The organism is Variovorax sp. Soil_C_26 (assembly GCF_057657075.1).
Genome location: NZ_JBDGJC010000007.1, coordinates 317,075 through 335,866, shown reverse-complemented (window position 1 = coordinate 335,866; position 18,792 = coordinate 317,075). Strand labels below are relative to the sequence as shown.

Sequence of the window (18,792 nt, the reverse complement as noted above, 5' to 3'; positions counted from 1 at the left end):
TGCGACCGAGACGATCACGGGTGGCGAGACGCGCATGGTCACCGGTGGGCTGACCGAGACGGTCAATGGCGGCGTGACGCTGACGGTGAATGGAGGCAGCGTCCGGCTCCTGAACGGTGCGGATCTGCGCATCACCCGCAGTGGGCGCATCGAGAGGGTTCATGCAATGGACCTCAAGCAGGTGAACGGGGCCGACTGCACCTCGGTCACCGGCCCCAAGGTCGTGGTGGCGCCGATCATCCTCTATCACACGACGCAGCACGTCGACACCACGAGCACCTACACGCTCAACGCGACGGTCAGCATCACCAGATCGCCCCACAGCATCCTCAACGTCGCCGATGAGACGTGGCTCAAATGCAATGTCCTGCGTTGGTCCAATCAGCACGTACGGGCGATCGTTCTGGCGACCGATTTCTATGGGCTCAAGCTGCAGGCCTGCGGGCTCAACACGCAAATCAACGGCTGGTTCACCAACAGGGCGACGAATTTTCTGCTCGATGCGCCGGTCAAGTTCGAGACCTCGGCGCGCAGTTCGAAGAAGGAGGGATTGAACGTCGGCTTCTGCAAGCTGCACCTGTCGTGTGTCTACCTGACGAAGAAAAAATGATCCCGCTGCATCGCGGCCGGCCTTACACAACCACCCATCAGGAGTTCTCGAGCCCATGGACCGCATCGTGAAGACCCACTCTCCACTGGGCGAAGACCAACTGCTGCTGCGCTCGATGCAAGGTTTCGAGAGCCTTTCGCAACCCTACGAGTTCGAGCTCGAGTTGCTCAGCACGGACGTGGCGATCGATCCCAAGACCCTTCTCGGAAAGTCGGTGTCGCTGGAGATCAAGACCGCCGTCGGCGGCCCGCGTTTCCTCGATGGTCAGGTGGTGCGTTTCTCGAAGGTGGGCCGGGAAGGCGGGAGCTCGCGCCACACGGTCTACCGCGCCGTACTGCGGCCCTGGCTCTGGTATCTCTCGTTCTCGAGCGGCAGCAGGATCTTCCAGGGCAAGTCGGTGGTCGACATCCTCGAAGAAGTGTTCGGCGCCTACGGCTTCGCGTTCGAGAAGAAGCTCAGCGGCAGCTACCGGCAGTGGGTGTACTGCGCGCAATACAACGAGAGCGACCTCGACTTCGTGAGCCGGCTGATGGAGCTGGAGGGCATCTATTACTGGTTCAAGCACGAGAAGGGCCGCCATACCCTGGTGCTGGCCGACGACGCGGGTGCGCACGAGCCGATGCCGGGCTACGAGACCATCGACTACTTCGCAGCCGACCGCGGCATCGACGAGGACATGGAGGTCATCGACGACTGGCAGGTGACCGAGGAAATCCGCACGGGCAGCTATGCGGTGGACGACTTCAACTTCACCATGCCGCAGGGCGACCTCGGCAGCACGCGCAGCCTGCCGCGCGCGCACGACAACGCCAGCCACGACATGTACGAGTGGCTCGGGGACTACGTCGACGCTGGTCAAGCCGAGCACTATGCGCGCGTGCGGCTCGAAGAGGCGCAGTCGCTGGCCTCGCGCAGCACCGGCCACGCCAGCGTGCGCGGCATGGCGCCGGGCGCCAAATTCACCATGCGCAACGCACCGCGCACGGACGACAACCGCGAGCACCTGATCGTCTCGGTGGCCTACGCGTTGCGCGAGGGCGGCTACACAACAGGCGGCGCACCGGGCATGTACAGCTTCGATTTCGTCGCGCAGCCCGCGGACAGCCCCTATCGCGCACCACGGCAAACGCCGTTGCCGCACACGAGCGGGCCGCAGACCGCGACCGTGGTGGGCCCCGAGGGCGAGGAGATCTGGACCGATGAATTCGGGCGCGTGAAGCTTCAGTTTCACTGGGACCGCGAGGGCCGGCGCAACGAGAACAGTTCAGCCTGGGTGCGCGTTTCGCAGGCCTGGGCGGGCGATGGCTACGGCACCGTGCACGTGCCGCGTATCGGCCAGGAGGTCGTGGTCGACTTCATCGCGGGCCGCGTCGATCGGCCCATCATCGTCGGCCGTGTCTACAACGCCGACCAGATGCCGCCGTTCGACCTGCCGGGCGAGGCCACCCGGAGCGGCATCGTGTCGCGCTCGACCAAGGGCGGCTCGCCCGCGAATGCGAACGCCATCGCGTTCGAGGACAAGATGGGCGCCGAGCAGATCCTGCTGCATGCCGAGCGCAACCTCGACGTGGAGGTGGAGGGCGACGAGACGCACACGACCGGGAAGACGCGCACCACGCTGGTCAAGGGCCACGAGTCGGCCACCTACGAGGCGGGCGAGGAGCGGCACATCACGGGCGGCGCGGTGGAGACCATCGACGGCGGCGAGGAGCGAACCGTGACGGGCGGGGCGACCGAAATGGTGGCGGGCGGCGAGGAACGCACGATCACGGGTGGTGCCACCGAGACCATCACGGGCGGCGAGACGCGCACGGTCACCGGCGGCATCACCGAGACCATCAATGGCGAAGTGGTGGTGACGATCAACGGCAGTGTGCTGCGCCTGGTCAGCGGAGCGGACATCCGCATCACCGGCGCGGCCCGGGTGGAGGTGGTGAACGCGGTGGACATGACATTGGTCCAGGGAAGCAAGATCACCACCGTGACCGGACCGAAAGTGATCTTCGCGCCGACCATTTTTCATCTGTCCGGCAGTGACCATACGATCAATGTGCCAGGCACACTCAAGATCAATGTGACCGGCGTCGATATCGAGAATACGCCGGTCAAGACCGTCAACTCGTTGGATACGAAGTGGTGGCTCCATGCGGTCAAGGAAGGCATCGGCCACCAGGCCCTGTTCGTGGCGGCATCGGCCGACTCCTACACGGCCAAGATCCAGCTCGCGGTGCGTAACACGCTGCTGCAGAGGGGGGCATTCGTGAACATCTCGGCCGTCAACTGGGTGCAGGCAGTGAACAGGCAGGAACTCGGCCACTACCATTTCTGGCTTGATCCGATATTGATCGTTGCTGGAGCGGCGCAATTCGTAAAGAGCGCGCTCGACGTCGAGAAGTGAAGCCATCGCAACAAGGGAGTCGCAGCGGATGCAGATCATGAGATGGCTGGAAATAGCGGTCGCCGTCGTCGGTGTCGCGGTCCTGTTGGTGTCCACGCTCGGCAGCTCCCGCGTCTTTCGCGCCGGCAGCGCGACCAAGGCGGTGCATGTCCGGGAGGAGGAGGAGTGGGAGGCGCTGCGGCACGACGGCGCGCGCGCGGTCGCCGAGATCCTGGCGCTGGCGCGGCCCGGCTTCCGTCTGGTGACCTGGCGCGGAGACTCACCGAACATGGCGGCCGCGGAGATGCTGATCGCGTTCACAGATTCGGACGGCGAGAACCACCGCGTGACCCTGCGAACCTTCATCGACCAGGAACTGCTGGCCAACTTCTCGGGCGGCCGTCCGCTGCCGATCGTCTATGCCAAGAACCCGACGTTGCGCGTCGCGGTGGACCGTGATCGCGTGCAACTCGAGATTCGCTCCACGATCGACGCATGAAAATCATCAAGCCCTTGCGTCTGGGCATGCTGACCCGGCCCTTTGCCAACGACGGACGCCACTGGCTGGCCGTGACCGCCATCGCGATGACAGATCGCCTCGACGGCGACGCCCGACTCGTCTCGGAGCAGGCGTGCTGGAAGATCTTCGGCGAGGAGGTCGGCACCGACGGCGCGTTCGACCTGGGCATGCCCAAGCTGCATCCGGAATTCCTCGTCACGGGCGCGGCCTATACCCGTCGGGAGCAGGACAAGACGCAATGCGCGGTCCGGGTGCGCGTCGGCGAGCGGCAGAAGGACCTGCTGGTCTTCGGCGACCGCTTCTGGATCGATGGCCGGCCGAGTGCGCCGCAGCCCTTCGAGTCGATGCGCATCGACTGGGACCATGCCTTTGGCGGTCCGGGATTGGCCGAGAACCCGTGCGGCATCGGGCATGCGCAGGAGCAGGTGGGTGGCGTCCAGGTGCAGCGCCTTCCGAACGTCGAGGATCCGCGCGCCCGCGTGCAGCGCCCCGACCAGACCGTGCAGCCAGCGGGGTTCGGGCCCGTAGAGGCCACGCGGCCCTCGCGTGCGGACCGGCTGGGCCGCCAGTACGACGCGCATTGGCAGAACGAGCTCTACCCCGGCTTCGCGCAGGACATGGACTGGGCCTTCTTCAATGTCGCGCCGCCGGACCAATGGTTCGGGCGTGACGACGGCGAACTCGCGGGCAAGGAGTTCGAGCTCTGGAACCTGCATCCCGACCGCACGGTGCTGCACGGGCGGGTGCCCGACTGGCGCGCGCGTGCCATCGTCGTGCGCGGCCCGATCAACAGCGTGAAGCTCGACGAAGGCACCCTGCACGACGTGCCGATGCGCCTGACCACCGCCTGGTTCTTTCCGCATCTGGAGCGCATGGGCCTGATCTATCACGGCTTCGTGGAGGTCGAACAGGACGACGCGGCAGACGTCACGCACGCCATGATCGCCATGGAGGAGGCGGCCATGCCGCCTCAGGGACTCGATGCCTGGCGCGACGTGCTGGTGCTGCGCTGCGAGTCGGAAGACCGCGCGCTCTACGGCATGCGCGATGACCTGTTGTTGCCCGATCCGATCATCGGCCCGTGGCCTGAGCTCGACGCGGAGCTCGAGGAATCTCCGATGCGGCGCAATGTGCAGGCGCGCGCCGACTATGAGCGCGAGCGCATGAAGGTGTCGTTCAGGTCCTCGGGCCTCGGCCCGGCCGCGCAGGAGGAGCCGCCCGCCGTCGACCTGATGGAGAAGGCGCCCACGCTGCGCGAACTGCCGGCCTACATGGCCCAGCGCAAGGCGCTCATCGAGGAGCACCGCCAGAAGATCGAGGCGGCGCGCCAGGAGCTCGACGAGGCCGCAAAGGCCAATGCCGAGCATTCGCGCAAGGCGGGCTTCGACACGTCGACCCTGATGCAACAGGTCGAATCGTCGTCGCAGAAGGGACCTCCGAATGTGGACAGGTGGTCCCGCATCGAAAGCATCGTCGCCCAATCCGACGGCAGCGGCTTCTCGCCGACGCCCGAGCAGATCGCGCAGTTGCGCGAGGTTCACGACGATGCCGCACGCCAGTTGCTCGAGAACTACCGCCGCACGGCACAACACCAGGATGCGGCGGACCCGATGTCCGAAGCGCGGTCGGCCGAGACGCGCATGGAAGTCGAGCGTCGGATGGCCGGCACGCGAGACCTGTCCGACATGGACCTCACGGGCGCGGATCTCACGGGGATGGACCTGCGCGGCGCATGCTGGCACCGCGCGATGCTGGAGTGCGCCGATCTCAGCGGCAGCAAGCTCGATGGCGGCGACTTGTCGGACGCGCTGCTCGCGCGCGCGCGCCTGGTCGGCACTTCAATGCAGCAAGTGAACCTCAAGGACGCGAACCTGTCCCTGGTGCGGTGCGAGAACGCGGATTTCACCGGTGCGCGCTTCGAGTCCACCCAACTCGAAGGCATGGCCGCGCACGGCTGCAGATTCGCCGACGCATTTTTCGACCTCCATGAGGCCGCGGGCGTGGTGTGGGAGAACTGCGGCTTCGAGCGTGCGCAACTGCGGAACTTGAGCTTCACCGAGGGCACCCGGCTGAAAGGATTGGATTTCGAAGGCGCCAGATTCCACAAGGTGGCCTGGATCGAATGCCAGGCCGGCGGGCTGCGCTTCCGTGGGGCCACGCTCGACACCTGCGACTGGACCGACACCGACTGCACCGAGGCCATGGACTTCTCCGATGCGCGCCTCGTTGCGACCTGTTTCGTGGGATCGAGCGACCTGCACAAGGCCGACTTCCAGGGCGCTACGCTGGTCGAATGCAACCTGCAGTCGATCCGCCTCGACGAGGCCGACTTCCGCGATGCGAGGCTCGACAACACCGACTTCACCGATGCGTCGATGCGTGGCGCCCGGCTCGACGGCGCGAACGCCGACGGTTCCGAATTCGTGCGCACCGATCTCACCGCTGCGTCGCTGGTCGACGTGAGCCTGATCGAGGCCGACTTCAGCAAGGCCATCCTCGTTGCCACTGATTTCCACCGCGCCAACCTGTTCCAGGCCGACCTGTCCCAGTGCCTGATCGACGACACCACGCGCTTCGACGAGGCCTACACGGTCAACGTGGTCACGGTGCCGCGGCGCAAGGCGCAAGAGGGCGCGCGATGACGCCGAAGGAGGTGCAGACCATGGTCAAGCGCGGGCAGGAAATCGTCGACCAGAACCTGGCTGGCATGGATTTCCGCGGCCTCGACCTGTCAGGCGGCATGTTCATCGAGAGCGACTTCACTGGCGCGGACCTGTCGGGCGCGAACCTCAAGGGCAGCGCCTTCGCGACCTGCGGACTGAGCCGTGCCACGCTCGAGCGCGCCGTGCTGGACCGCTGCAACTTCCATCGCGTGAACGCATCCGGCGCCGCGATGGCCGGCGCCACCATGAATGGCACGAGCTTCTACGACACGCAGCTCGCCGACGCGCGCTTCGACGGTGTCGAGGGCGATGTGATCGGCATTTCCAATTGCGACCTGGCGGGGACTTCGCTGCGCGACATCAAGTCCGAAATGCTGGTGTTCTATGGGGCGCGGCTCGACCGGACGGATTTTTCCGGATCGCTGCTCGACGGCGCCACCTTCTATCAGGCCGACCTGCGCACCGCGGTGTTCGCGCGCTGCAGCTTCGAACGCTGCATCTTTTCCGAGTGCGATCTGTCGGGGCAGGTGTTTCGCGGGCAGACATTCAATCTCTGCCAGTTTCCCGATGCCAACCTGGCTGCCTGCGACTTCGACGAAGCGACGCTGCGCCAGTGCAACTTCAAGGGAGCGCGGATCGAGGGCGGTTCGTTCCGACGTGCGGCGGCGGCGCACAGCGTGTTCGTGGGGGCCAACCTCGGCGGCGTGTCCTTCAACGGCGGCCACTTCTTCCAGAGCGTCTGGGCCGATGCCCGGCTGCCCGGTGCCGACCTGTCCGGCGCGCACCTGGAACAATGCGTCTTCCACCGTGCGCAATGCGGCGATGCGAGGTTTTCGGAAGCGCGGCTCGCCTACGCCGACTTTTCCTATGCCGATCTGCGCGAAGCCGATTTCCGGGGCGCCACACTGATGCGCACCAAGGTGCACCGCGCGGTGCTCGAAGGCACGCAGTTCTCCGACCGCGGCGGCCTGCTGCTCAAGGAAGATGCGTTGTACGAGGCCGAGGCCTATTCGGCGCGCCGGCCCAGCCACCGCGATCCACCCCGGTCTCGCGGCGAGCCGGACACGAGCGCACAGGCCGCAGAGAAGGATTCCCAGAGATGACGACATTCCGACGTACAGCTTCCGACCCGACACCCGCAGGCGGCGAACTGCGCTCTGCGGCCGCTGCGCTCAAGCCCGGGGGCGGCGGCGTTGTCAATGCGCTGGGCACAGTGACGGCCATCCTGCCTGGAGGCATCCACAGCGTGGACAGCGACGGGCGCATGCTGCGGTGCCTGCGCGCCGCCAGCTGCCTGCTGCGGCCGGAGATCGGTGACATCGTGCTCGTCAGCGGTCCCGACGCGCAGCGCCTGTACCTGACCGCCGTGGCCGAGCAGGCCGATGCCGGGGTCGCCCACATCGAGGTGGCCGGCGATCTCACAGTGGCTTCGCAGCGCGGTGCGGTCACGCTGCAGGGCGCCACAGACTTGCACCTGAGCGGTCCACGCGCTCTGCGCATGGACACCGCGCAACTGCGCCTCGACGCGCAGGCGGCCGACTGCCAGGTCGGCCGGATGAGCTACCAGGGCGTGGAAGCGCGCGCGACCGTGCTGAACATGCGCATCGTCGGCCGCGTCTACGAGGCCATCGTCGACCGCCTCGTGCACCTGAGCAAGTCGGCCTTTCGCATGACCGAGGGCGTGGACCAGCTGCACGCGGGCCAGATCGACTACCAGGCCAGCGAGATGGCGCGGGTGCATGGAAGAAACACCGTGGTCACGGCCAAGGATCTGATCAAGGCCGATGCCAAGCAGATCCACATGGGCTGAGAAGCCCGTCCAAGCAACGAAACTTTTTTTGAAGGAGAGCCGAGATGTTCTTTGCCGCGCAAGGCCCCAGTCTGGATCTTGGATTCCCGGACGTCTGCAAGACACCGGCCGTTCCCATCCCTCACATCGACATCGGGCTGGGCCTGATGGCGACCCCCAACGTGCCGAACATCTTCTGGTCCTGCATGATGGCGCACAACAAGAAGACCAAGATTCCGCTGACCTTCGGCGACACCGCGGGGATCGGACTCGGTGTCCGCGTGCCCAGCGTCATGGGACAGTCGAAGAAGATCACTGCCTCCAACACCTTCCTGATCAAAGGGTCCCCGGCCACGCGCGTGACGAGCTTTACCAAGCAGAACCGCGGCAACGCGAACGGCATCCTCGCGACGCCGCCCCAGCTCACCAGCGTGAACCTCTGCGCCTGAGTCGCCGGCAATGCAACCTCAGCCGCCCGCCGCCCCCGGCCGCGCCGTCCCGGCCAGCGTCACCTGCTGCGGAAACCCCACCCACACCGCCAGCGCCGAGTAGTTGTCGCGCGCGTCGTCGGCCTTGGCCTCGGCCGCGCGGCGTAGCAGCGCGAGCCATTCCTCGGCGCTCGCGGCGAGCTGCAGCGAGCGCTCCATCACCTGCTGCGAGATGAGCTGCCAGAGCCCGTCGGTGCACAGCAGGAAGGCGTCGCCGTCGGCCAGGCGCTGCGGCGTCGAGACCGTGGTCTCGGCCGTGGCCCGCGCGCCGAGCGCGCGGTACAGCAGGTTGGTCTTCACCAGGCGCTCGCCGCCGTTGGTGCCGCTGCCGATCGCGGCCTCGCCCGAGCGTTCGGACAGGCTGTGGTCCTCGGTGCGCTGCATGAGCGCGCCGCGGCGGAACCAGTAGAGGCGGCTGTCGCCCACGTGGGCCCAGCAGGCCTGGCCGCTCGCGCGGTCGACGAACAGCGAGACGATGGTCGCGCTCATGCGGTTCTGGTCGGCCAGCTCGCGCTGCTTCGCGAGGATGGCGTCGTTGGCCCGCTTCACCGCATGTTGGATGTCCTCCTGCGCGACCGAAGGATGGTCGACGAAGGTGTCGAGTGCGGTGTCGACCGCGATGCGCGCGGCCAGTTCGCCGCCCGCGTTGCCGCCGACGCCGTCGCTCACGACGAAGCAGGCGCTGTGGTCGTCGAGGTGGTAGCCGATGGCGTCCTGGTTGCCGCTGCGCTCGCCCACGCAGGAGAACTGCGAGGTCGAGATCGGAATCGACGACACGGTGCGCGTGGCTTCAAGCACGGCGGGCCTCCTTCAAGCGTTCCATCTCCTTGTCGTAGGCCTGCTGGAAAGCCCGGCCGAAGACGGCCTGGAAGTCGTCTTCCACCGCCGCCGTGGTCTCGGCATGCAGCTTCTGCAGCTGGCGCCACAGGCGCGCCTCGCGTCCGCCGGGCAGCAGCTTCTCGCCGAGCCCGCCGTCGTGCGGCGTCTCGCTCGCGAGGGCGCCGGGATCGAAGCGCTGGAGCACGGTGAGCAGCGCGGCGCGCATGCCGGCCACCATGCCGAGCTGGTGCGACTGCAGGTCGCCGAGCGCATCGTGCACGGCGGCCTCGGGCGGCAGGAAGCCCGGCATGCGCGCGCCGAACATCTGCATCAGCACGGCGCGGCCGTTGGGCAGGATCTTGAACGGGTTGTTCTCCTCGTCGACGATCATCGTGATCTCGGCGCGCACCTCGCGCTTGAGCATGGCGCGCGACGACAGCAGCTCGATGGTGCCGTCGGTGAATGCGCGCATCAGCCGGCCGAGCCGGCGCATGGCCTCGGCATCGCACGGCTGCTGGCCCGCGACGTCGGGCACGCCGGCGCCTTCGAGGAATGCGCGGAAGAGGTCGTCGTTCGACGTCGCAGCCATCGGCGGCGGGCTGGCCAACGGTTCGGGTGGCGGAGGTTCGGGGACAGGTTCCGGTGCAGGCGCAATGGCGGGCGCGACTGGGGCTGGGGGCTGGACCGGTGCGACGATCGCGACGGGCGCAGGTGCCGGCACTTCGACCGTCGCTTCGGCGGCCTTTATTTCAGATTTCGCGGGCTGGGGCTTCGCCGGCTCGAACGCCACCGGATCGGGCGGCCTGAACTGCGCGGTCACTTCGCGCGCATGGTCCGAATGGCTGGCGTAGGCCGCGGGCGCTGGCGGTCGGGCCAGCAGGTCGATCGCGGGATGCACGTCGCTGAGCGGATCGTCGTGCGTGAGCGCGGTCGGGCGCGGATCGGACAGCGGCGAGGGCGCACTGCTGTCGCCCGCAAAGAACGACAGCGGGTCCATGCCGCGCTTGAGCGCCACGTCGGAGATGCCACCGGCCGCATGCGGGTTCAGCTCGGCCAGCGGATCGGCCGGGTTCCTGCGCGCCTGCGAGGGCAGCTCGAAAGGCTCGTGCGCCATCGGGTCGGGCATCGGCTCGGGTTCGGCGCTCGGCGCTCGGCGCGGGGCGTTGGCAAGGATCGCGTCCCAGTCGGCGGCGGTGGGTACCTGCGCTGCCGCCGTGGCAGGGCAGGCGATCGGTGCCGGTGCCGGCGGAGATGGCAGTGGTGGTGGCGGTGGTGGCGGCACCACTGCGGGTGCGGGCGCCGGCACCGGCGCAGCGCTCACCGGCTGCGCATCGCCGATCGGCAGCGCGCCTGCGCCGAAGAGGTCCGAGAACACATCGGAGACCGGCGTCGAAGGCAACAGCGCATCGATGGGCGCGGGCGCCACCGTGGGCGGTACCTGCATGTCGCGCGCGGGTGCGGCCGCTGCGGGCATCGGCATCGCTGGCGCATCGACGGCAGCAGCCGCGGCGCGTGTCCCGCTCGCGGCCTCGAGCACGTAGCTGCCGATGGTCACGCGGTCGCCATCGGCGACCGGCGACTCCTGCTCGTGCGCCAGCGTGCGCCCATTGACGACGATCGGCAGCACTGCGCTCATGTTGCGCAGCACGGCGGTGCCGGTATCGTCGAAGCGCACGGTGGCCTGCAGGCGCGAGATCTGGCGCTGCGCGTCGGGCAGCACCAGGTGGTTGTCGGGGCTGCGGCCGATGGTGCCGCCCGGCATGGCAAGCAATGCCGAGGGTCCCGAGGCCACCGGCTTGCCGGCATGTTCGATCACGGTCCAGCGCATGGCGTCTCCATGTTCATGTCGAGCTGATGCTGCTCGTTCGTTCACGGCGTCTCAGCGCTTCATCCGCTTCGCGGCCTCGAAGGCAGGGCCCCAGACCGGATGCTTGCGCTCGGCCACGTTGAGATCGAAGTTGGGAAAGGTGTCGAGCAGCTTGCGGAACTGTGCGCGGCATTCGGGCACCTGGTTGGCCACGCAGTAGCTGAAGGCCTCGAGCTTCATCGCGTCGAGCCGGGTGCCGGGTTCCGCCGCGTCGAACACCGACACGCCGCCACTCTTGAGCGTGGTGATGGCCTTGGCGTAGTCGCCTTCGTCATACGCCTGCTGTGCGCGTTCGAGCGTGGTGCGTGCCACCTGCTGGCTCAGCCGCTCGGGTTGTTGCGGATCGGGTGGCGGCGTGGCGGTGCAACCGGCGACGAGGGACAACACGGTGAATGCCAGGGCGGCCAGACATGACTTCAATCTTTTCTCCTAACTTGCGGAAGGCAATGCGCGAGAGAGTGTGCCGCTGTCATGCGACAGGCGTGCGATGCCGGACGATGCGAAGCGATACGAAGTGGTGCGTACGCACAACTTCGATAATATAGATCGCGAACCCAGAGGAAGATCACATATGCAACGACGAATCCTTCTTCAAGGCGCATTGGTCACCACACCGCTGCTCGGTGGCCTCGCTGGATGTGCATCGACCGCGAAGTCGCTGCCCACGCCCTATGCCGTCAGCGTGCGCATCGACGAGGGCGTCAATCCCGACGGCCGCGGCCAGCCCGCACCGATCCTCGTAAAAGTCTTCGAATTGAAATCTTCCGGTAACTTCGAAGCGGCAGACTACTTTGCACTGCAGGACCGCGACCGCGAGACGCTGTCGACGGAACTCGTGAACGCCGACCAGGCGATCATGCGCAGCGGCGAGCAACGCACCTTCAAGCGCGAGGCAGGACTCGACTCGCGCGCGATCGGCATCATCGCGGGCTACCGCAGGCTGGAGTCCGCACGCTGGCGCATCGTGCTGCCGCTCAAGGAGCCGAAGCAAACCAATCTCTACAAGGTCTGGCAGTTTTCGCCGAGCGAGCAGGTGGTGCGCATCGCCGTGCGAAAAACAGGCATCGAGTTACTACCAAGTCGTTAATCCTGCTGGCGAAGTAACCCAAAAGTGCGAAGAATTCGTGCGCGAAATGCAGTGAAAAATGTAAGAAGCGCCGTGTAGCATCCGAGAACAAAACAGTATCGAGCGGGATGCCCTTAACCCGGCCATCCCGCCCCAGTGTGGGCACTCCCAGGAGGTTCTTTGGTGACAGTTCGCAACCCGGGCACCGCAAGACAAGGCGCTCACCCGCAGGCGTTGGCAAATCGCGTCGTTTGGTCCGAAGGCATGTACCTGAGGCCGCAGCACTTCCAGCAGCTGGAGCGCTACGTCGAGCATTACGTCACGCGCCGCTCCGCGGGACTGCAAGGCGCCTACTGGGGATGGCTGCAGCTCGAGATCGACCGCGACGCGTATGCGCTCGGCCGCATCTCGCTGCTCGGCGGCGCGGGCGTGCTGCCCGACGGCACGCCGTTCGCGTTCGGCGCCGAGGACGCGCCGCCGCCCTATGAAGTACCCACCGACCTGACCGACGAACTGATCGTGCTGGCATTGCCGCTGCGACGGACGGGCAGCGAAGAGGTCATCTTCGCGGAGGACGAGGGCTCGGCCGCGCGCTTCGGCGTGATCGAGCGCGAGGTGACCGACGCCAACGCGGTCGCACTCGGCCCCGCGGTGCTGCAGCTCGCGCGGCCGCGCCTGCGCCTGGCCCGTGCATCGTCGCTCACGGCCGAATGGCAGGCCATCGGCGCGGTGCGCGTGATCGAGCGCCGCACCGACCACAAGCTCGTGGTCGATGCCAACTACATACCGCCGGTGCTCGATGCCTCCACGCACCCGATGCTGCGCAGCATGATCGCCGAGCTGCACGGCCTGCTCACGCAGCGCTCCGAGGCGCTGGCCTCGCGGCTGTCGCAGCCGGGCCGCGGCGGCGTCAGCGAGGTGTCCGACTTCCTGCTGCTCGAACTGGTCAATCGCTATCTCGCGCTCACCTGGCATGCGCAGCAGGCCGTGCAGGTGCATCCCGAGCAGCTGTTCGTCGACTGGCTCAAGCTCGCCTGCCATCTGGCCACGCACACCTCGCCGACGCGGCGCCCGGTGGTGTGGCCGGTGTACGACCACGACAACCTCAACGAGAGCATCCGCCCGCTGATCGAGGAGCTGCGGCGTTCGCTCTCGGCGGTGCTCGAGCAGAGCGCCATCGCGATCGAGCTCGAGGAGCGAAGCCACGGCGTGCGCGTAGGCCGCATGCCCGATCCGGTGCTGGTGCGCAATGCGGGCTTCGTGCTCGCGGTGCATGCCGACCTGCCGGCCGAGGCGGTGCAGCAGCGCTTTCCGACGCAGGTCAAGATCGGCTCGGTCGAGCGCATCCGCGACCTGGTGCAGCTGCAGCTGCCCGGCGTGACCGTGCGGCCGCTGCCGGTGGCGCCGCGCCAGATTCCGTACCACGCGGGCTATCACTACTTCGAACTCGACAAGAGCGGCGACATGTGGCGCCAGCTCGAGAAATCGGGCGGCGTGGCAATGCACCTGGCCGGCGACTTCCCCGGGCTGGCCATGGAGTTCTGGGCCATCCGTCCGTGAAGGACCTTATGAGCGGTGTCAACGACATGGCCGTCGGTGCTGGAGGCTTCGTGCCACCGAATCCGGGCGGCGGCGCCCACCCGGGCAACCACCAAGGCAGCAGCCAGCACGGCGATGCGCCCGGCATGCCCGCCGCCTCGCGCGGCCCGGGCGAGCCGCCGCAGGCCTTCACTGCCTGGCACGACGCGCGCCGCCCGCATGCGGGCGACACTGCGCTCGCCGGCAACAACCCGCTGGTCGCGGCGGCCAATCCGCTGCTCGACCTGATCCCGCAGATCCGCGCCACCGGCCACCATGATTCGCCGGCCCAACTGCGCGAGCACCTGGTCGACGAGGTGCGCCGCTTCGAGACGCGCGCGCAGCAGAGCGGCATCGCGCCCGAGGTGATCATCGGCGCGCGCTACTGCCTGTGCACCGCGGTCGACGAGGCAGCTGCGCTCACGCCCTGGGGTGGCAGCATCTGGTCGTCGCAGAGCCTGCTCGTGATGTTCCACAACGAGACCTGGGGCGGCGAGAAGTTCTTCCAGCTGCTGTCGCGCCTGGTCCAGAACCCGCAGCAGCACCTGCACCTGATCGAGCTGATCTATTTCTGCCTCGCGATGGGCTTCGAAGGCCGCTTCCGCGTGATCGACAACGGCCGCACGCAGCTCGAGACGCTCAAGCAGCGGCTGCTGCAGATCATCCGGCAGACACGTGGCGAGATTCCCGTGCCGTTGTCGCCGCACTGGCAGGATGCGAGCACGCCGGTGCGCCGCACGCGCAACCGGCTGCCGCTGTGGGCCGTGGCCGCGGTCGCCGGGGTGCTGCTGGTGCTGGTGTTCGCGCTGCTCACCTTCAGCCTCGCCGGCCGCTCCGACGGCGCTTTCGCTGCCGTCAATGCGGTGCGCCTGCCGCAGACGCACCGCGCAGTGGCGCTGCCGGCACCGCAGCCGCGGCTGCAGCGCTTTCTCGAGCCCGAAATCCGCGACGGCCTGCTGACGGTGCGCGACGAGGCCGACCGCAGCGTGGTGGTGCTGCGCGGCGACGGCCTGTTCGCCTCGGCATCGGACCGCGTGCTCGACCGCTACCTGCCCGTGCTCGCGCGCGTGGCCGACGCGCTCAATTCGGTGCAGGGCAATGTGCTGATCAGCGGCTTCAGCGACGACCAGCCGATCCGCAGCGTGCGCTTTCCTTCCAACTGGCAGCTCTCGCAGGCGCGAGCCGATGCCGTCAAGAAGATGGTCGCCGAGCGCATCGACCGGCCCGAGCGCCTGCGTGCCGAAGGCCGCGGCGAGGCCGATCCGCTGGTGCCCAACGACTCGCCGGCGAACCGCGCGCGCAACCGGCGCGTCGAGATCACGCTGCTGGTGGCGCCCGTGGCGGGTGCCGCGAGGCAAGCGCCGCAGGGAGGGTCCCGCTGATGCTGCGCGCGATCTTCCGTTTCATCGTGAGCCGCGACCTGTGGGTGTTCTTCGGGTTGCTGGCGCTGGCCTTCCTGATCTGGATCATCGGGCCCGTCGTGGCGGTGGGCCGCTACCGGCCGCTCGAAAGCGAGTTCGTGCGCATCGTCGTGATCGCGCTGATGTTCGCGATCTGGATCGCGCGCGTGCTCTACCGCAAGTGGCGCGAGCGGCGCCTCAATGCGCAGCTGCTCAACCAGCTGCGCACGCCCTCGAAGGAGAAGGCCGCCAAGCCCGAGGACGCGCCCGAAATCAAGGAGTTGCAGAGCGGCTTCACCGACGCCACCGCCATTCTCAAGAACATGCGCTTCGGCACGGGTGCCGACGGCAAGGGCGCGGGCCGCTTCTCGGTGTTCGACCGCCAGTACCTCTACCAGCTGCCCTGGTACATCTTCATCGGCGCGCCGGGCTCGGGCAAGACCACCGCGCTGGTCAATTCCGACCTCGACTTCCCGCTCGCCGACCAGCTCGGCAAGGCCGCGGTGCGCGGCATCGGCGGCACGCGCAACTGCGACTGGTGGTTCACCAACGAGGCGGTGCTGATCGACACCGCCGGGCGCTACACCACGCACGAGAGCAATCGCGAGACCGACGAGGGCGAGTGGAAGGGTTTCCTCGAGCTGCTCAAGAAGTTCAGGCCGCGCCAGCCGATCAACGGCGCGATCCTCACGATCAGCATCGCCGACCTGCCGCTGGCCGACGACGCGCAGCGCGCGCGCCATGCGATGGCGCTGCGCAAGCGGCTGCTCGAGCTGCGCAGCGACCTGGGCATCAATTTCCCGGTGTACGTGATGGTCACCAAGACCGACCTGCTCGCGGGATTCAACGAGTACTTCGGCTCGCTCGGGCGTGCCGAGCGCTCGCAGGTCTGGGGCTTCACCTTCCCGATCGACGAGAACCCGGCCGATCCGGCCAAGGCCGACCTGCGCGAGCGCTTCCACCAAGAATACAAGCTGCTGCACCAGCGGCTCGACGAGCGCCTGCCCGAACTGCTCGCGGCCGAGCCCGACCCGCTCCGGCGCGCGCAGGCCTACCTGCTGCCGCAGCAGTTCGCCAGTTTCGAGGACATCCTCGGCACGTTCCTGGCCGACGTGTTCAATCCGTCGAAGTTCGAGACCGCGCCGATGCTGCGCGGCGTGTACTTCACGAGCGGCACGCAGGAGGGCACCGCCTTCGACCGCGTGATGGGCGCGATCAAGCGCTACCTCGCGGTCAACGCGCCGCCCGCGCCGCCGCCGGGGCCGGGCAAGAGCTACTTCCTCAAGGAGCTGCTGCAGCAGGTGATCTTCCGCGACGCGGGCGTCGCCGGCACCAATCTGCGCTGGTACCGGCGCAAGCGCGCCATCGACGTCGGCGGCTACGCGCTGATCGGCGTGCTCATGGTGGTGCTGCTCGGCGCCTGCGTGAACAGCTGGCGCAACAACCGCGACTACGTGGCCGAGGTCGACAACAACGCGAAGACCTTCAACAAGGCCGCGGCGCGCGGCGAGCTGCCGACGGTAGTCGATTCGAACAGCGACATCGCGAGTTCACTGCCGGTGCTCGACCGCCTGCGCGACCTGCCGAAATCGAGCGAGTTCGACATCGAAGACCCGCCGCTCGGCCACCGCTTCGGCCTCTACCAGGGCGACAAGCTGCAGGCCGCGACCGACGGCGTCTACCAGCGCGCGCTCGAGAGCGTGCTGCTGCCGCAGGCGGCGCACCGGGTGGAGCAGGCGCTGCGCGAGGCGCCGAAGAGCGACGCCGAATACAGCTACGAGGCGCTCAAGGCCTACCTGATGCTCTACGACGCGGAGCGCTACGACGCCGACTACCTGCAGGCTTGGCTCTTGACCGACGTGGACCGCAAGATCGGCGCCGGCCTCACGCGCGAGCAGCGCACCAACCTCGAGACGCACCTGCAGGCGCTGTTCGCGGGCCGCGTGGTGACCTCGCCCTTCGCCAAGGACGAGCGGCTGGTCACCGAGACGCGCGAGCGCCTCGCGGGCATGCCGCTCGCGCAACGCTCGTATGCGCGGCTCAAGCGCATCCTGCTGCAGACCAGCCCGCCCAATGCGTTCAGCATCGCCGAGGCGGCGGGCGCCGAATCGGCGCTCGTGATCCGGCGCGCGAGCGGCAAGCCGCTGACCGACGGCATCCCGACGCTCTTCACCTACCGCGGGTACTGGGACATCTTCGACAAGCGCATGGCCGAGACCACGCTCGCGCTCGAGCAGGAAGACCGCTGGGTGCTCGAGATCCGCGCGCCCGGCATGACCGACATCACCTCGCGCGAGCTGCTGCTGCGCGAGGTGCGCCGGCTCTACCTGACCGACTACATCCGCACCTGGGACGAGTACCTGGCCGACATTCGCCTGGCCGACAGCCGCTCGCTGCTGCAGAGCATCCAGATGACGCGCGTGCTGTCGACCTCCGAGTCGCCGATGTCGCGCCTGATTCGCGGCGCGGCACGCGAGACCGATCTGCTGCGCAACCATGACGAGGCCACGCGCAGCCTGCTCGACCAGGCGCAGAACCGCGTGGCCAGCACGCGCGAGCGCATCGAGCAGCTCATCGGCCAGCCCGACGGCAGCCAGCGCCGCAACACGATTCCCGACCGCCCCGAGTCGCTCGTGGACAACCACTTCGCGCCGCTGCGCCGCATGGTGACGGCACCGAAGAACGGCGGGCAGGCGCCCATCGACGCCACCGCCGCGCTGATCAACGAGCTCTACACCTTCCTCACCGCCACCGACACAGCGCTGCGCAGCGGCAACATCCCGCCGTCGAGCGACGCGGTCACCAAGGTGCAGGCCGAGGCGGGCCGCCTGCCGGTGCCGTTCCAGGGCATGCTCAACGACCTCTCGGCCACCGCGTCGTCGAAGGCCGCGGCCGTCACGCGGCAGAACATCGGCCAGAGCGCGGCCGCGACCATCGGGCAGTTCTGCAACCGGGCCATCGCCGGGCGCTATCCGTTCTCGCGCGGATCGAAGCGCGACGTGGCGGCCGGCGACTTCGCGCAGCTGTTCGCACCGGGCGGCATGATGGACGACTTCTTCCAGAAGAACCTCGCCTCGCAGGTCGACACCTCGGTCAACCCCTGGGCCTTCAAGCGCGGCATCGACGGCAGTGCGTCGGGCCGCTCGGCCTACCTCGATTCGTTCCAGAAGGCGCAGGCCATTCGCGACGTCTTCTTCTCGGGCATGGCGGGCGGGCGCACGCCGTCGTTCACCATCGACATCCGACCCGAGGACATGGACGCCGCGCTGACGCAGTTCACGCTCGACGTCGATGGCCAGACGGTGCGCTATGCCCACGGCCCGCAGGCGCCCGCCTCCGTCAAGTGGCCCGGTCCGCGCAACAGCAACCAGGTGCGGCTGCAGGTGACTACCGCCAACGGCACACCCGCCGGCGGCATCGTGACCGAGGGACCGTGGGCACTGCACCGGCTGTTCGACCGCGCCTCGGTCTCGGCCGGCAGCGCGCCCGAATCGTTCAATGCCACCTTCGACCTGCAGGGCCGCAAGGTGGTGCTCGCGGTGAACGCGAACAGCGTCTACAACCCGCTGCGGCTCAACCAGATGAGCGGGTTCTCGTGCCCCGGGAAATCCTGAG

The 18,792-nt window shown here is 67.8% G+C and carries 13 protein-coding genes and 1 pseudogene; 11 read left to right on the top strand and 3 right to left on the bottom strand.

Going from position 1 to position 18,792, the window contains the following annotated elements:
- The 7 genes and pseudogenes from AC3A6G_RS21190 to AC3A6G_RS21160 form a co-directional block, all read left to right on the top strand.
- Positions 1-610 (top strand): annotated as a pseudogene (locus tag AC3A6G_RS21190) (type VI secretion system tip protein VgrG); the annotation flags it as partial.
- 55 nt (positions 611-665) lie between these two features.
- The gene (locus AC3A6G_RS21185; protein ID WP_487861099.1) at positions 666-3,008 is read left to right on the top strand and encodes a type VI secretion system Vgr family protein; all 2,343 of its coding nucleotides are present in this window, start codon (positions 666-668) and stop codon (positions 3,006-3,008) included.
- A 37-nt stretch (positions 3,009-3,045) separates the two neighbouring features.
- Positions 3,046-3,486, top strand: a complete 441-nt coding sequence (locus AC3A6G_RS21180; RefSeq protein WP_487861100.1) for a hypothetical protein — start codon at positions 3,046-3,048, stop codon at positions 3,484-3,486.
- Positions 3,483-6,149, top strand: coding sequence for a DUF2169 family type VI secretion system accessory protein (locus AC3A6G_RS21175; protein ID WP_487861101.1), 2,667 nt, complete (start codon positions 3,483-3,485; stop codon positions 6,147-6,149). The genes AC3A6G_RS21180 and AC3A6G_RS21175 overlap by 4 nt, the downstream gene beginning before the upstream one ends.
- Positions 6,146-7,273 (top strand): pentapeptide repeat-containing protein, encoded by a 1,128-nt coding sequence (locus tag AC3A6G_RS21170; RefSeq protein ID WP_487861102.1) that lies wholly within the window; start codon positions 6,146-6,148, stop codon positions 7,271-7,273. Before AC3A6G_RS21175 ends, AC3A6G_RS21170 begins: the two co-directional genes overlap by 4 nt.
- Positions 7,270-7,980, top strand: coding sequence for a DUF3540 domain-containing protein (locus AC3A6G_RS21165; protein ID WP_487861103.1), 711 nt, complete (start codon positions 7,270-7,272; stop codon positions 7,978-7,980). The genes AC3A6G_RS21170 and AC3A6G_RS21165 overlap by 4 nt, the downstream gene beginning before the upstream one ends.
- A gap of 44 nt (positions 7,981-8,024) precedes the next feature.
- A complete protein-coding gene (locus AC3A6G_RS21160; RefSeq protein ID WP_487874484.1) occupies positions 8,025-8,408 on the top strand; it encodes a DUF4150 domain-containing protein in 384 nt (127 codons plus the stop codon).
- 18 nt (positions 8,409-8,426) lie between these two features.
- Here AC3A6G_RS21160 and AC3A6G_RS21155 read toward each other — a convergent pair whose 3' ends face one another.
- The 3 genes from AC3A6G_RS21155 to AC3A6G_RS21145 are packed head-to-tail and all read right to left on the bottom strand — an operon-like array spanning position 8,427 to position 11,520.
- Entirely contained in the window at positions 8,427-9,245 is an 819-nt protein-coding gene (locus tag AC3A6G_RS21155) for a PP2C family protein-serine/threonine phosphatase (RefSeq protein ID WP_487861105.1), read from the bottom strand.
- Positions 9,238-11,094: a type VI secretion system-associated FHA domain protein TagH gene (gene tagH, locus AC3A6G_RS21150; protein ID WP_487861106.1), complete on the bottom strand. Its 1,857-nt coding sequence runs from the start codon at positions 11,092-11,094 to the stop codon at positions 9,238-9,240. The genes AC3A6G_RS21155 and tagH overlap by 8 nt, the downstream gene beginning before the upstream one ends.
- A gap of 51 nt (positions 11,095-11,145) precedes the next feature.
- Positions 11,146-11,520, bottom strand: a complete 375-nt coding sequence (locus tag AC3A6G_RS21145; protein WP_487861107.1) for a TssQ family T6SS-associated lipoprotein — start codon at positions 11,518-11,520, stop codon at positions 11,146-11,148.
- A gap of 184 nt (positions 11,521-11,704) precedes the next feature.
- Here AC3A6G_RS21145 and tssJ point away from each other — a divergent pair, with 184 nt between their 5' ends.
- The 4 genes from tssJ to tssM all read left to right on the top strand — a co-directional run bounded on the left by tssJ (position 11,705) and on the right by tssM (position 18,791).
- Positions 11,705-12,220, top strand: a complete 516-nt coding sequence (gene tssJ / locus AC3A6G_RS21140) for a type VI secretion system lipoprotein TssJ (RefSeq protein WP_487861108.1) — start codon at positions 11,705-11,707, stop codon at positions 12,218-12,220.
- Between the two features lie 243 nt (positions 12,221-12,463).
- Positions 12,464-13,759 carry a type VI secretion system baseplate subunit TssK gene (gene tssK / locus AC3A6G_RS21135; protein ID WP_487874486.1) on the top strand — a complete coding sequence of 432 codons (1,296 nt, stop codon included), beginning with the start codon at positions 12,464-12,466 and terminating at the stop codon, positions 13,757-13,759.
- 8 nt (positions 13,760-13,767) lie between these two features.
- Positions 13,768-15,159: a DotU family type VI secretion system protein gene (locus AC3A6G_RS21130; protein WP_487865209.1), complete on the top strand. Its 1,392-nt coding sequence runs from the start codon at positions 13,768-13,770 to the stop codon at positions 15,157-15,159.
- Positions 15,159-18,791: a type VI secretion system membrane subunit TssM gene (gene tssM / locus AC3A6G_RS21125; RefSeq protein ID WP_487874483.1), complete on the top strand. Its 3,633-nt coding sequence runs from the start codon at positions 15,159-15,161 to the stop codon at positions 18,789-18,791. The genes AC3A6G_RS21130 and tssM overlap by 1 nt, the downstream gene beginning before the upstream one ends.
- The last annotated feature ends 1 nt before the right edge of the window (position 18,792 follow it).

What these genes read in the sequence shown, in the direction of transcription:
- AC3A6G_RS21185 (WP_487861099.1), top strand. Translation starts at nt 666, where the DNA reads ATGGACCGCATCGTGAAGACCCACTCTCCACTGGGCGAAGACCAACTG.
- AC3A6G_RS21180 (WP_487861100.1), top strand. Translation starts at nt 3,046, where the DNA reads ATGAGATGGCTGGAAATAGCGGTCGCCGTCGTCGGTGTCGCGGTCCTG.
- AC3A6G_RS21175 (WP_487861101.1), top strand. Translation starts at nt 3,483, where the DNA reads ATGAAAATCATCAAGCCCTTGCGTCTGGGCATGCTGACCCGGCCCTTT.
- AC3A6G_RS21170 (WP_487861102.1), top strand. Translation starts at nt 6,146, where the DNA reads ATGACGCCGAAGGAGGTGCAGACCATGGTCAAGCGCGGGCAGGAAATC.
- AC3A6G_RS21165 (WP_487861103.1), top strand. Translation starts at nt 7,270, where the DNA reads ATGACGACATTCCGACGTACAGCTTCCGACCCGACACCCGCAGGCGGC.
- AC3A6G_RS21160 (WP_487874484.1), top strand. Translation starts at nt 8,025, where the DNA reads ATGTTCTTTGCCGCGCAAGGCCCCAGTCTGGATCTTGGATTCCCGGAC.
- tagH (WP_487861106.1), bottom strand. Translation starts at nt 11,094, where the DNA reads ATGCGCTGGACCGTGATCGAACATGCCGGCAAGCCGGTGGCCTCGGGA.
- tssJ (WP_487861108.1), top strand. Translation starts at nt 11,705, where the DNA reads ATGCAACGACGAATCCTTCTTCAAGGCGCATTGGTCACCACACCGCTG.
- tssK (WP_487874486.1), top strand. Translation starts at nt 12,464, where the DNA reads ATGTACCTGAGGCCGCAGCACTTCCAGCAGCTGGAGCGCTACGTCGAG.
- AC3A6G_RS21130 (WP_487865209.1), top strand. Translation starts at nt 13,768, where the DNA reads ATGAGCGGTGTCAACGACATGGCCGTCGGTGCTGGAGGCTTCGTGCCA.
- tssM (WP_487874483.1), top strand. Translation starts at nt 15,159, where the DNA reads ATGCTGCGCGCGATCTTCCGTTTCATCGTGAGCCGCGACCTGTGGGTG.